8 protein-coding genes are annotated in these 14841 nt (G+C 45.1%); 5 read left to right on the top strand and 3 right to left on the bottom strand.

All coding sequences use genetic code 11. The features are described from left to right. The first annotated feature begins 70 nt into the window (after positions 1 to 70). Entirely contained in the window at positions 71 to 1924 is a 1854-nt protein-coding gene (gene ftsH, locus GPK60_RS08535) for an ATP-dependent zinc metalloprotease FtsH (RefSeq protein ID WP_022119167.1), read from the top strand. Between the two features lie 130 nt (positions 1925 to 2054). On the opposite strand, the gene GPK60_RS08530 is transcribed toward ftsH, so the two are convergent. Beyond that, positions 2055 to 2717, bottom strand: coding sequence for a DUF4886 domain-containing protein (locus GPK60_RS08530; RefSeq protein WP_173887191.1), 663 nt, complete (start codon positions 2715 to 2717; stop codon positions 2055 to 2057). A 131-nt stretch (positions 2718 to 2848) separates the two neighbouring features. After that, complete coding sequence (locus GPK60_RS08525) at positions 2849 to 5794, bottom strand: glycoside hydrolase family 3 N-terminal domain-containing protein (RefSeq protein WP_215659303.1); 2946 nt, start codon at positions 5792 to 5794, stop codon at positions 2849 to 2851. 596 nt (positions 5795 to 6390) lie between these two features. On the opposite strand from GPK60_RS08525, the gene ileS reads away from it, so the two are divergent. From ileS to GPK60_RS08505, 4 genes are all read left to right on the top strand, one after another. Then, positions 6391 to 9534, top strand: a complete 3144-nt coding sequence (ileS, locus tag GPK60_RS08520) for an isoleucine--tRNA ligase (RefSeq protein WP_173866048.1) — start codon at positions 6391 to 6393, stop codon at positions 9532 to 9534. Between the two features lie 12 nt (positions 9535 to 9546). Then, the gene (locus GPK60_RS08515) at positions 9547 to 12006 is read left to right on the top strand and encodes a glycogen/starch/alpha-glucan phosphorylase (protein ID WP_022118410.1); all 2460 of its coding nucleotides are present in this window, start codon (positions 9547 to 9549) and stop codon (positions 12004 to 12006) included. Positions 12007 to 12368: 362 nt separating this feature from the next. Continuing rightward, positions 12369 to 13175, top strand: coding sequence for a peptidoglycan DD-metalloendopeptidase family protein (locus tag GPK60_RS08510; protein ID WP_022117911.1), 807 nt, complete (start codon positions 12369 to 12371; stop codon positions 13173 to 13175). 388 nt (positions 13176 to 13563) lie between these two features. Beyond that, on the top strand, positions 13564 to 13869 hold the full coding sequence (locus tag GPK60_RS08505) for a GIY-YIG nuclease family protein (protein ID WP_173866047.1): 306 nt from the start codon (positions 13564 to 13566) through the stop codon (positions 13867 to 13869). A gap of 66 nt (positions 13870 to 13935) precedes the next feature. Here the strand turns inward: GPK60_RS08505 and GPK60_RS08500 are convergent, their stop codons facing one another. Next, positions 13936 to 14586: a hemolysin III family protein gene (locus tag GPK60_RS08500; RefSeq protein WP_147633013.1), complete on the bottom strand. Its 651-nt coding sequence runs from the start codon at positions 14584 to 14586 to the stop codon at positions 13936 to 13938. Positions 14587 to 14841: the final 255 nt, after the last annotated feature.

Here is a 14841-nt window from a genome sequence, read left to right as displayed (position 1 = left end):
ACCACGATGTGCTTGCACAAGAGTGGTTTTATGGCATTGCTTAACCCCAGTATTTACAAGGAGGAACATCATGAATGAAGTAAAAACTCCAAAGAAGCCGTTTATCTATTATCTGATCATTGCGGCAACGATCATGATACTGCTCAACACACTTGTTTTTCCGAATGTGCTGAAGCATCAGGTAAAGGAAGTCGGCTACAATGTTTTTATGCAGATGACAAATAATCAGGAGATCGGCTCGGTAAATATCACCGATTCTGAGATCTTCTTTACAAACAAAGACAATTCGCAGATGTACAAAACCGGCGTGATCAACGACCCGGAACTGGTAGACCGTCTGTACAAAGCAGGTGCAACTTTTTCCACGGAGATCACAGAAGAAATGTCTCCGATCGTTTATCTTCTGCTCGGCTATGTACTGCCAATCTTTATTTTTGTTGCACTTGGCAGATGGCTTTCCAAAAAGATGATGAGCAAGATGAGTGACGGGGCAAACCCGATGAACTCCATGATGTTTGGCACAAAGAGCAATGCCAAGATCTATGTAAAATCCACAAGCGGCATCAAATTCTCCGATGTGGCAGGAGAGGAAGAAGCAAAAGAACTGCTTACAGAGATCGTAGATTTCCTTCACAATCCCGGCAAATATCAGGAGATCGGAGCATCGATGCCAAAAGGTGCACTGCTTGTAGGCCCTCCGGGAACCGGTAAAACATTGCTGGCAAAAGCAGTTGCAGGTGAGGCGAACGTACCGTTCTTCTCGATCTCCGGTTCTGAGTTTGTTGAGATGTTTGTCGGTATGGGTGCTGCAAAAGTGCGTGACCTGTTCAAACAGGCAAGCGAGAAAGCACCGTGTATCGTCTTTATCGACGAGATCGATGCGGTCGGCAAGAAACGTGACGGACGCATCGGCGGCAACGATGAGCGTGAGCAGACGCTGAATCAGCTGCTCACGGAAATGGATGGATTTGACGGTTCCAAAGGTGTTGTCATTCTGGCAGCGACCAACCAGCCGGATTCTCTTGACCCGGCACTGCTCCGTCCGGGACGATTTGACCGTCGTATTCCGGTGGAACTGCCGGATCTTCAGGGTCGTGTGGATATTCTGAAAGTCCATGCAAAAAAGATCAAACTTGCGGATAACGTAGATTTCAATGCGATCGCCAGAGCTGCATCCGGAGCATCCGGAGCGGAACTTGCAAATATCGTGAATGAAGCAGCACTTCATGCTGTACGCTGCGGACGCAAATTTGCAACACAGGCAGATCTGATGGAGAGCGTGGAAGTTGTTATCGCAGGATATCAGAAGAAAAACCGTATCCTGTCGGATAAAGAGAAACTGATCGTTTCCTATCATGAGGTTGGTCATGCACTGGTTGCTGCCATGCAGACTAATTCCGCACCGGTTCAGAAGATCACGATCATTCCGAGAACTTCCGGTGCACTCGGCTATACGATGCAGGTAGAAGAGGGCGAGCATTTCCTGATGAACAAAACAGAGATGGAAAACAAGATCGCGACCTTTACCGGCGGCCGTGCGGCAGAAGAACTGATCTTTGGTGAGATCACAACCGGAGCTTCCAATGATATCGAGCAGGCAACGAAATTTGCAAGAGCCATGATCACACGTTACGGTATGAACGAAGAGTTTGATATGGTAGCCATGGAAAGCGTTTCTAACCAGTATCTTGGCGGAGACAGCTCTTTGACCTGCTCCATGGAGACACAGACGCTGATCGACCAGAAAGTCGTTCAGCTGGTCAAAGAACAGCATCAGAAGGCAAAAAAAATCTTGGAAGACAACGTTATGAAGCTGCATGAGATCGCAAAATTCCTTTACGAGCATGAGACGATCACCGGAGAAGAATTTATGGAGATTCTGAACAGCGACAGCCAGAAGATCATCGAAGAGAAACAGCAGTAAAAAAGAAACACAAATAAATGAAAGAAAAAAATCCGGAACGGACAGTAAAAACTGTTTTGTTCCGGATTTTTTTTGCGGCAGGATCACTGTATATATCTGCGGAGTGATTTCGTTGAAAATACTGCTCCGGTTAAGATGCAAAACATACAGTTTCAGCCAGTTTCTGGAGCTTGAATGCAGTCATCACATCAAGAGTTCCGGTATAGGGGATGCCCATTGAGGATCTCGAAAAAACAGTGTTGTAAATGACGCATGCTGCCAGGTAACTTCCTTCTACGGTCGGGTGCGAATAGTCACCCATCAGAAGTTTGATCCCATACGAAGAATGGCTGCAGAGCAGAAATGCTGTGCCAACCGGAGCGACGAGAGCATTGTGCTCTTCGGCGATCTCCGCAATCGTACGGTTAAGAATACTCTGGTAATCAGAGCGGTTTGACACGGAATCGTACCGGTTATAATCATTATGCCATTTCCCTGGGGCCCATGTCTGATAAAGGACCATCTTTGCACCGCTGGCCTGAATATAAGGAGCCAGCTTGCGGATGGTTCTTTTCATACGCTGTGGTTTGGAAATCGGATAATAGCGTCGATCCTGCAAAATGACGTAATCCCATCGCTGCATACGCAGAAGCCGGTAAAGTTTTCTGCCGTTGGCAGTTGTAGGGTTGCTTGTATTTTTCAGGGAACGTCCCGGATTGGTGAGTGACCTTACGATCACGTTCTGCCCAGAACTCTTGCACAGTTTCCGAAAAATATTTGGCATATGATTTCGCTGTGTATAGCTGTTTCCCACAAATAAAATGCGTGTGGGAGATGTTGGTGCTTCCCTGTGCCCTGCGGCATGTGCTGTGACAGGAATCCAGCACAGCATCATGGCAAGACAAACTATAAAAATCGATTTTTTGATCGGTAAAAACTTCTGCATCAGAATTCAGCAGCTGTCTGCAGGATCAGAACGGCATCGGAAGTGTCTGCAATACCGTCCTGGTTCATATCTGCACTTACGGTTGCAGCATCGTCCAGAGTATCAAGTTCAGCGGCAAAACGAAGCAGCAGAGCACTGTCGTCAGTAGTTACGCTGCCGTCGTTATTTACGTCGCCAAGCAGACGAACGTTTGCAACTTTTTCGGTCAGCAAGGTAACTGCATTGTTGATTGCATCCTGAAGTGCATCCGGGTTGTCATTCACTGCTTTTCCGGCAGCCAGAGCTTCTTCCAGACCGTTCAGTGTAGAAGATACATAGCTGTCTTTTGCAGCAACGATGGCTTCTGCTTTTGCGATGACAGCAACCAGAGCAGCTTTATTTCCGACACGTTCCAGATTGGTGATCGCAGTGATGATATCAGCATATGCCTTGCCGATCGCCTCCGGTGTACGGTTCAGGTCATCAATGATGTCTTTTGCAGCATCCATTGCATCTTTCAGATCTTTATAGCTGTCGGATGTAAAGTCTTTTTCTTCCAGACCGCCTGCGGAAGCAACCAGTTTTTTCAGAGCGGCGAGGTCAGCTCTTTCAGCCATAGCAGCCAGTGCATCCAGCAGTGTGGAAGCAGCACGGTCAACTTCTGTCTGAGTAGCAGATGTGTTTGCATAAACAGCTTTTGCAGCTGTCAGAGCAGCTGTCAGATCTTCGGTGTTTTCATAATCAGCAGCACGTTCCAGAAGCTTGTCAGCAGCGTCGATGGCAACGTTCAGATGTGTTTTCTGAACACCGTATGCCAGGTTGTTGACTGCATCGACCAGAGCGGACACAGCACTGTCCATTTCTGTGATGGAAGCATTGGATTTGTCAAGAACAGCTTTTGCAGCAGTTAAAGCACTCTTCAGTGCAGCTGCGGAATCTGCTGTATAAACAGAAAGATCAGCGTCTTTCCATGTATTGTAGAAGTTCAGCAGTGAGTTTTCAACTGCATAATAGGAACTTGGTTCGACTGCATCGTAAGTCAGACCATAACCGAAAGCGTATTTGATATCGGATGTCATCTGACCATTTTCGATAACTGGAACATTAACCGGAAGTTTACCGGATGCAGCGAAACGACCAAAGATAACTTCTACGCCGGCGATGATGTTCGGACCAAATGCATTATCCGGTTTCAGAGCTTCTGTCGGATCCATACCTTTGTTTCCGTATACAGCTACGATCGCATCAGAATCAGCATAGTTTGCAACATCATAAGGTTTGGAAATACTCATAACGATGGATTTCTTGCCCTGTGCTTTTGCGTATTCTGTGATAGCGGTCGGCTGTGTGGTCAGCCAGTTGGAAAAGTTTGTGGAAACTTCGGAAATAACGATCACGTAGTTGGCATCGTCAATTTTCTGTTTTACCTGATCAAGGTTTGCAGAAGTGTAACGAAATGTCTCATAATCTACTTTTCCGCTGATGATGTGATCTGCGATCACACGTCTCATACCAAGTGCGAGTCCCGGAGTTTCGTTGTTGTATGCACCAAGCAGAAGCACTTTCTGTCCTGCCTGCGGTTTCAGCGGCAGAATATTGTCGTTATTTTTGATAACGGTAACAGCCTGGGCAGAAATATTTCTCTCAATGTCACGATTCTGTTCAGAACCAACCTGCTCGTTTGCAACGGCAAGTTTTTCCTCGTAAGTACGAGTATCGCTTGTGTAATTCAGGATGCCTCTCTTTTCTTTCAGAGAAAGGATTCTCTTAACAGATTCGTTGATGCGATCCACAGAGATCTCTCCGGAATTAACAGCAGCTTCTACGCCGTCCAGAATCGCATCCATTTTCGGCATATCTGCTTTGCTTCTGAGGATAGTCGGCATCAGGCAAATGTCAACACCGGCTTTGATGGCACGGATGCAGGCATCGGTTTCACCGAAGTTCTGAGAAATCGCATCCATGTTCAGGGCATCGGTTACGATGATGCCGTCATAGTGCATTTCGTTTCTTACAAGGTCAGTAAGAATGGTTTTGGAAAGCGTTGCCGGGAGACTGATCTCGGAACCGTCTTTCTTGGAAATGGCAGTTTCTTTTTCAACCTGTGGATACTGAATGTGTGCTGTCATCAGCATGTCTACACCGTTGTCGATCATTTTCTGGAACGGAACGAGTTCACACTGTCTGAGTTCGTCCAGAGATTTGTCTACACAAGGAAGACCTGTGTGGGAGTCTGTAGCGGTATCGCCATGACCCGGGAAATGTTTGGCAGCAGTAGCGATGTTGTACTTCTGCATACCTTTCATGGCAGCAGTTGCCATGCTTCCTACCAGTTCCGGATCGCTTCCGTAAGAACGAAGGCCGATAACCGGGTTGGAAGGATTGCTGTTGACATCGGCAACAGGTGCAAAGTCTACGTTGATGCCGAGGGCACTCAGCTCGCGTCCGATCACTTCTCCGGACTGTGTTGCAGCGTCCGTGCTTCTGGTTGCACCAAGAGCCATGTTTCCAGGAAGAGCTGTTCCGCTTCCGAGACGGTAAACAATACCGCCTTCCTGGTCGATTGTCAGGAGCAGTGGGATGTTGCTGCCGTCGGTTCCGCTTGTGGCAGCTTCCTGAAGATCCGTTGTCAGTTTCAGTGTCTGATCTGTCTGAGCTACATTTTCAGCGAAAAGAATAACTCCGCCGAAATCATAATCCTTGATGATCTGAGCCACTTCATCGTTCATCACCTGGAAATTTTTCTGTCCCGAGTCCGATTCTGTCTGCCATTTACGGAAATCAGGCATCATCATCTGGGCGATCTTCTGGCGGAGCGTCATTTTGCTCATCAGATTGTCGACAACAGAGGTTTCAGCAGCCGGGTCAGCAGGAGCAGCATTTACAGCTAATGTTCCAAGTGAGCTGACACACATAACGGCTGTCATTGCAGAAGCCATAAAGCGTTTGAGTGTGTTTTTCTTCATTTTTTTTCTCTCCTTTCATAAGATAAATATTAAAGATGTTGAGAATAAAAATGATGCCGGCGAATTGCTTCGTTATAAAGTGATGGACCCTCTCACTCTGGCATCATAACTCAAATTTATCATAGCATATTTAACTGAAAATTCAATGATGATATATGAAATATTTAGTACCTTTTGGCAAATATAAGATTGAAAAAATGACAAATAGAAAAAGAATATGTTTGTCAGGCAACTCTTATAGCTGAACAACTTTTTTGCCTTGACTTTTCCGGAATTTCTACTATATAATAGGGACAGACTAACAGGAAAATAACGTAGAAGAAGACAAGTACGTCTGTCGTAAAAGACACAGAGAGCTCCGGTGGGTGGGAAGGAGTACAAGTAACACAGGCGGAATATCACTTCGGAGTTGCAGACTGAAAGCTGTTTTACAGCATCGCTGAAAGTAAGTCGTGCCGGATTCCCCCGTTATCGGGAACGCATATCGCATTTTGTCGGTATGTTGTAACAGGTGGTTATGAGAGTATTGGCTGTCATCCTTTTACAGGATGGCAGCTTTTTGATTTATTCCTTATAATAAGGACAGGAGGTTGCTTATGTACGAAAAAGTTTCGACAAATCTGAATTTCGTAGACAGAGAAAAAAATGTTGAGAAATTCTGGGAAGAAAATCACATCTTTGAAAAGAGTATGGAAAACCGTAAAGAAGGTGAAACTTACACCTTTTATGACGGACCGCCAACAGCTAACGGCAAACCGCATATCGGACATGTTCTGACCCGTGTTATCAAAGATATGATTCCGAGATATCAGACCATGAAAGGCAAAATGGTTCCGCGTAAAGCCGGATGGGATACACACGGTCTGCCGGTTGAGTTGGAAGTAGAAAAAATGCTCGGTCTGGACGGAAAAGACCAGATCGAAGAATATGGACTGGTTCCTTTCATTGATAAATGTAAAGAGAGTGTATGGAAATACAAAGGCATGTGGGAAGATTTCTCCGGAACGGTTGGTTTCTGGGCTGACATGAAAAATCCGTATGTTACCTATGATGATAACTATATCGAGTCTGAATGGTGGGCACTGAAAACCATCTGGGAAAAAGGCCTGCTGTACAAAGGATTCAAGATCGTTCCTTACTGCCCGCGCTGCGGTACTCCGCTTTCTGCCCAGGAAGTGGCACAGGGTTACAAGGACGTAAAAGAACGTTCTGCTGTTGTACGTTTCAAAGTCAAAGACGAAGACGCTTACATTCTGGCATGGACAACCACACCATGGACACTGCCTTCCAACCTTGCACTTTGCGTAAACCCGGATGAGGATTATGTAAAAGTTCAGATGAAAGAAGACGGCCGTGTTTATTACATTGCACAGGCTCTGGCTGACAAGGTGCTCGGCGAAGATGCTTACAATGTACTGGAGAATTACAAAGGAACAGACCTGGAATATAAAGAGTACGAACCACTGTACAGCTGTGCAGCCGTTCATGCAGAAAAACAGAACAAAAAAGCATTTTATGTTGTTTGTGATACTTACGTAACACTGACAGATGGTACCGGTATCGTTCATATCGCACCGGCATTTGGTGAAGACGATGCGAAAGTCGGACGTAAATACGGACTGCCGTTTGTACAGCTGGTTGACGGCAAAGGTAACCTGACGGAAGATACACCGTTTGGCGGTATCTTTGTAAAAAAAGCAGATCCGCTCGTGCTGAAAGACCTCGATGAGAGAGGACTTCTGTTTGATGCACCGAAGTTTGAGCACAGCTATCCGCACTGCTGGAGATGCGACACTCCGCTGATCTACTACGCAAGAGAATCCTGGTTCATCAAGATGACAGCTGTCAAAGATGACCTGATCCGCAATAACAACACCATCAACTGGATTCCGGAAAGCATCGGTAAAGGACGTTTTGGCGACTGGCTGGAGAATGTTCAGGACTGGGGTATCAGCCGTAACCGTTACTGGGGAACTCCGCTGAACATCTGGGAGTGTGAGTGCGGACATCAGCATTCGATCGGAAGCCGTCAGGAACTGTTCGAAATGAGTGGAAATGAAAAGGCAAAAACCGTAGAACTGCATCGTCCGTACATCGATGAGATCACGATCAAGTGTCCGAAGTGTGGCAAGCCGATGCACCGTGTACCGGAAGTGATCGACTGCTGGTTTGACTCAGGAGCAATGCCGTTCGCACAGCATCATTATCCGTTTGAAAATAAAGACGTGTTTGAGAAACAGTTCCCGGCACAGTTTATTTCCGAGGCAGTTGACCAGACAAGAGGATGGTTCTATTCTCTGCTGGCAGAGTCCACGATCCTGTTCAACAAAGCACCGTATCAGAACGTTATCGTTCTTGGACATGTACAGGATGAAAACGGTCAGAAGATGAGTAAATCCAAAGGAAATGCCGTTGATCCGTTTGATGCACTTCAGACTTACGGAGCAGATGCGATCCGCTGGTATTTCTACATCAACAGTGCACCATGGCTGCCGAACCGTTTCCACGGCAAAGCCGTTCAGGAAGGACAGCGTAAATTCATGGGAACTCTGTGGAATACTTATGCATTCTTCGTTCTGTATGCGAATATTGATGAATTTGACGCAACAAAATATACATTAGACTACGACAAACTCTCCGTAATGGATAAATGGCTGCTCTCCAAGATGAACACCATGATTCAGACCGTGGATGACAACCTGGCAAATTACCGTATTCCGGAAACTGCAAGAGCACTTCAGGAATTTGTGGATGATATGAGTAACTGGTATGTACGCCGCAGCCGTGAACGTTTCTGGGCAAAAGGCATGGAGCAGGATAAGATCAATGCTTACATGACACTTTATACCGCTCTGGTAAATGTTTCAAAAGCAGCTGCACCGATGATTCCGTTTATGACAGAAGACATCTACCGCAACCTGGTATGCAGCATTGACAAGACTGCACCAGAAAGCGTACATCTGTGTGATTTCCCGAAGGCAGATATGGCTCACGTAGACAAAGAACTCGAAGCAAACATGGATGAAGTACTGAAGATTGTTGTTATGGGACGTGCATGCAGAAATACTGCAAACATCAAGAACAGACAGCCGATCGCAAACATGTTTGTCAAAGCACCGAAAGAACTGCCAGAATACTTCGCAGACATTATCCGTGACGAGCTGAACAGCAAGAAAGTTACCTTTACACAGGATGTAAAAGACTTTACTTCTTACAGCTTCAAACCGCAGCTGAAAACCGTAGGACCAAAATACGGCAAACTGCTTGGCGGTATCAAACAGGCACTTTCTGCACTTGATGGCAATCAGGCAATGGATGAGCTGAAAGACAAAGGCTCCCTCACGCTTGACATCAATGGCAGTGAAGTTGTATTATATGAGACAGATTTACTGATTGATACAGCACAGATCGAAGGCTATGTATCTGAGCAGGATAACGATATTACCGTTGTTCTGGATACCAACCTTACTCCGGAATTGATTGAGGAGGGATTTGTGAGAGAACTGATCAGTAAAGTCCAGACCATGCGTAAAGAGGCAGGTTTTGAGGTAATGGACAGAATCCGCCTGTATGCAGCTGACAACGAAAAGATCCTCACCGTCCTGAAAGACCATATGGATGAGATTAAGGATGAAGTCCTTGCAGATGAGATTGTTCTTGGAAGTATTGCCGGATACGAAAAAGAATGGAGTATTAACGGTGAAAGTGTACGCATGGGTGTTGAAAAGACACAGAAATAAGGAGGATTTGCTGTGAGCAAAAGATTTGACAAAGAAGTATTTATTGAGAGTGTGAAAAGCAACCTGAAAACACTGTACCGTCAGACACTGGTTGACGCAACAAAACAGCAGGTATTTCAGGCAGTATCCTATGCGGTCAAGGATACGATTATTGACAACTGGATGGAAACCCAGAAAGTTTACGAAGAAGAAGACCCGAAAATGGTTTATTATATGTCCATGGAGTTCCTGATGGGACGTGCCCTTGGAAATAACATGATCAACCTGACAGAGTACAAAGAAGTAAAAGAAGCTCTGGAAGAGCTGGGCTTTGACCTGAATGTGATCGAAGACCAGGAGCCGGATGCAGCACTTGGAAACGGCGGTCTTGGCCGTCTGGCTGCATGCTTCCTTGATTCTCTGGCAACACTTGGTTATGCAGCATACGGCTGCGGTATCCGTTACCGCTATGGTATGTTCAAACAGAAGATTGAAAACGGTTATCAGGTAGAAGTGCCGGATAACTGGCTGAAAGACGGTAATCCATTTGAGCTGCGTCGTCCGGAATATGCAAAAGAAGTAAAATTCGGCGGCTATATCCGTGTAGAATACGATGAAGCAACAAAACGCAACAAATTTATCCAGGAAGGTTATCAGTCTGTACGTGCAATCCCGTTTGATATTCCGATCGTTGGTTACAACAACAATGTAGTAAATACACTGCGTGTATGGGATGCAGAAGCAATCAACGACTTCCAGCTGGATTCTTTCGATAAAGGTGATTATCAGAAAGCCGTAGAACAGGAAAACCTGGCAAGAAATATCGTAGAAGTTCTCTATCCGAACGATAACCACTACGCAGGTAAAGAACTGCGTCTGAAACAGCAGTATTTCTTCATTTCTGCAAGTGTTCAGGCAGCTGTTGCAAAATATAAAAAGAATCATTCTGACATCCGCAAATTCTATGAGAAAGCAACCTTCCAGCTGAACGATACACATCCGACTGTTGCAGTAGCAGAGCTGATGCGTATCCTGCTTGACGAAGAAGGTCTGGAATGGGATGAAGCATGGGAAGTTACCACAAAGACCTGTGCATACACCAACCACACCATCATGGCAGAAGCACTGGAAAAATGGCCGATCGAGCTGTTCTCAAGACTGCTTCCTCGTATCTACCAGATCATCGAGGAGATCAACCGCAGATTTGTGGAAGAGATCCAGAAAAAATATCCGGGAAACCAGGAGAAAATCCGCAAGATGGCTATCATTTACGATGGACAGGTTAAAATGGCACATTTGGCTATCTGTGCAGGTTACTCTGTAAACGGTGTTGCTGCACTGCATACAGAAATTCTGAAAAATCAGGAATTAAAAGACTTCTATGAGATGATGCCGGAGAAATTCAACAACAAGACAAACGGTATCACACAGAGACGTTTCCTGCTTCATGCAAACCCGCTGCTGGCAGACTGGGTAACCGAACATATCGGTGATGAATGGATCACAGATCTGGCTCAGATCTCCAAACTGAAAGTTTATGTGGATGATGAAAAAGCACAGCAGGAGTTCATGAACATCAAATACCAGAACAAACTGCGTCTGGCAAAATACATCAGAGAGCACAACGGTATCGATGTAGATCCTCGTTCTATCTTCGATGTACAGGTTAAGAGACTTCATGAGTACAAACGTCAGCTGCTGAACATCCTGCATGTTATGTATCTGTACAATAAGATCAAAGATCATCCGGAAATGCCGTTCTATCCAAGAACCTTCATCTTTGGTGCAAAAGCAGCAGCCGGATATCGTCGTGCAAAACTGACGATCAAACTGATCAACTCTGTTGCAGATGTGATCAACAACGATAAGAGCATCAACGGAAAACTGAAAGTTGTATTTATCGAAGATTACCGTGTATCCAATGCAGAATGGATCTTTGCAGCAGCAGATGTTTCCGAGCAGATCTCCACAGCAAGTAAAGAAGCATCCGGAACCGGAAATATGAAGTTCATGCTGAACGGTGCACCGACACTGGGAACCATGGACGGAGCAAACGTAGAGATCGTTCAGGAAGTTGGAGAAGAAAATGCATTTATTTTCGGTCTGTCCGCTCAGGAAGTTATCAATTACGAGAACAACGGCGGCTACAATCCGATGGATTATTTCAACAACGACCAGGATATCCGTCGTGTCCTGATGCAGCTGATCAATGGAGAATATGCTCCGGATGATCCAGAAAGATTCCGTGATATCTACGATTCTCTGCTGAACACAAACAGCAGCGACAGAGCAGATACTTACTTCATCCTGGCAGACTTTAAGTCTTACGCAGAAGCTCAGGAGAGAGTAGAAAAAGCATACCGTGACGAAACAGGCTGGGCAAGAATGGCAATGATGAACACCGCATGCAGCGGCAAGTTCACATCAGACCGTACCATCCAGCAGTATGTAGATGAAATCTGGCATCTGGATAAAGTGACCGTAGAAGCATAAAAGAATGATAAAGAAATAGCAAAAATGGGCAGTTGGATATGAAAAAGCCAACTGCCTGTTTTTATCTTAGTCGGAGAAGACTCCTATAAGTGGCGAGCAACAAATTTGTCTTAGTGGGAGAGCAATCTCCGACTAAGATAAACGCTCCGCGAGAATGCACAGCGATTCTGTTGGGTAAATGTCAGCAAAGCTGACCAGAATCGCGTGCCAAGTCTCACGTGCGTTCGACTTGAAAAAAAAGAAAGAACATCATAGAAATATAGTTTCTTTCATATTCACTTCGCATAAAAAACCCAAAATCGGAAAAAATGAGAATAAGGTAACTGTTTGGTTGCAAATCTGAATTTATGAGGTGAAGGGATATGCAGAAGAAGGATGGAAAATGGTTTACGCGAAAAAAAGGTGCGATGTTGGTTCTGACTTTATGTCTTGTAGGGGCGGCTGCGGCAACGACCTACTATGCTGTTGATCTGTCGGATACGGCACAGGAACCGGCAAAAGAGCATATGGTGGATCTGAATGAAAGTCCTGTCGAAACAGAAGCTGAGGCGGTGATTTCATCAGAAGCGGAAGCAAATCTGGCTTCTCAGGCAAATGAGATGGATGTTGATCCGAAATCACTGGCAGGCGGCAATCGTCAGATAAGGGCAGAACAGGAAACAGCCGGGCAGGAAACGGAAGCAGAGACAGAAGGCATGGAGACCGAAAAAGTTTCCTCCGGACAGGTCAACGCAGTGGTCAGTCCGACGGTCAGCTTTGCGTCCACACAGGAACTTCAGTGGCCGGTAGCCGGCAAAGTGCTCATGGACTACAGCATGGATTCTACCGTGTATTTTGCAACGCTGGATCAGTATAAATATAATCCGGCACTGATCTTCGGGGCGGAAGAAGGAGCACAGGTCGTATCTGCGGCAAAAGGAATCGTTGATTCCATCACAACAAATGATGAAACAGGAACAACGATCCGCATGAATCTCGGAGATCAGTACACGCTGATCTACGGCCAGCTTGAGAATGTAGCCGTAGCAGAAGGCGATGTAGTCGAGAGAGGACAACTTTTAGGATACGTGGCACAGCCGACCAAATACTACTGCAAAGAAGGCACAAATCTATATTTTGCCATGGAAAAAGACGGAGCAGCAGAAGATCCGTTTCTGTATCTGGAATAATATGATGCCAGGGTCAAAAGCCTGAAACTACGATGTGCTTGTACAAAAGCCGTTTTAACATCAAAAAGAAAGATGATTCACAAAAAGTGAGAGAAAGCGTATACTATATTAGGCTATACGGTATCGTAAGGAGCTGCACGCAGCATACAATATTTGCAATCGGATTCATTTTACAGGTTTTATCTTAGTCCTTTGAGCTTGATTATGAAATAATGAAAATATACCGCTTTGCCGATTGCTTGAAATAATGCGGGGGAAATCCTCCGCTTTACATATACAAGATGTGAGATGACTCGCGTTTCTGATGGAAGAGAGCAAGCGATTTGTATCAGAGGCAGGAGCATGTCAAAATGCGAAGATATGAAACAGTTGAAAGTGAATGGAAAGTATGTGTTACACTTATATTTTAAAGTGCAGTGACGGCACGTATTATACCGGTTGGACAAATGATCTGGACAAGCGTCTCAAAGCCCATAACGGCGGGAAATCCGGTGCAAAATATACGAGGAACCGCAGACCGGTCACACTGGTCTATTATGAGGAATTTCAGGGAAAACAAGAAGCAATGAAGCGGGAATATGCGATCAAACAGCTGACGAGAAAAGAAAAAGAAAACCTGATCAAAGAAAAAAATATGCAGCAAAAAGGTTCTCAGGATACAGAAAGAGGCTCTGAGCAAAATCAGAACCTCTGAAATTTTATCCTTTTTCGGCAAGAATGCCAGAGGCATTTTTGAATAATCGAAATGATTTCACAGTCATTAAGCGATATAAACATACATAAGAATAAAGTGGCATGCACTTCCTGCCATCACGAACAGATGGAAGATCTCATGTGAGCCGAAATTTTTGTGCTTTGCATCGAACAGCGGAACTTTCAAAGCATAAATGATGCCGCCGACAGTGTAAATGATACCGCCTGCCAGGAGCCATCCAAAAGCTGCCGGAGAGAGCGAATTGACAATCTGTGTGAAAGCCAGTACGCAGACCCAGCCCATGCTGATATAAAGCACAGAAGAAAACCATTTCGGACAGGTGATCCAGCAGATTTTTACGATAATGCCGATCAGTGCGATTGCCCAGACAAGAGCGAACAGGAAATATCCGACCGGACCTTTCAAAACGATCAGGCAGATTGGTGTGTAGCTTCCGGCAATCAGTACAAAGATCATACTGTGGTCTAACTTGCGGAGAATACGATTTGTTCTTTCTGAAAGATTTAAAGTATGGTAGATCGTGCTTGCCGCATAGAGTAGGATCATACTCACAATAAAAACAGTCAGGGAAATCACATGGATATAATCCGGCTCATGCAGAGATTTGATGATCAGCGGTGTGGCGGCAAACATTGCCATCAGCATACCAATGAAGTGTGTGATCGCACTTCCGGGATCTTTGATTTTTTCTAACATAGTGAATACCTCCTTTGAAACATGATTCAAGTCAGATGACAGAATTGTGAGAGCAATTTTCAGATATTCGTGATCATACCTCATGACTTGAAAGCAATATAAAATAAATATTGAAATCAAAACCGTTACATGTAGTTTTGAATACTATGTGTAGTTATATGTATATTATACCGAAAACATAAAAAATGCAACCCTGTTTTTACAATAGCTAATAATCAGTCCGGGCTGTGCAGAAATTTACAGAGGATAATGCGA

The organism is Ruminococcus sp. MCC718 (assembly GCF_018783905.1).
GTDB lineage: Bacteria > Bacillota > Clostridia > Lachnospirales > Lachnospiraceae > Hominisplanchenecus > Hominisplanchenecus faecis.
Note: the sequence above shows the minus strand (reverse complement) of the source record. Positions and strands in the feature narration are given on the sequence as shown.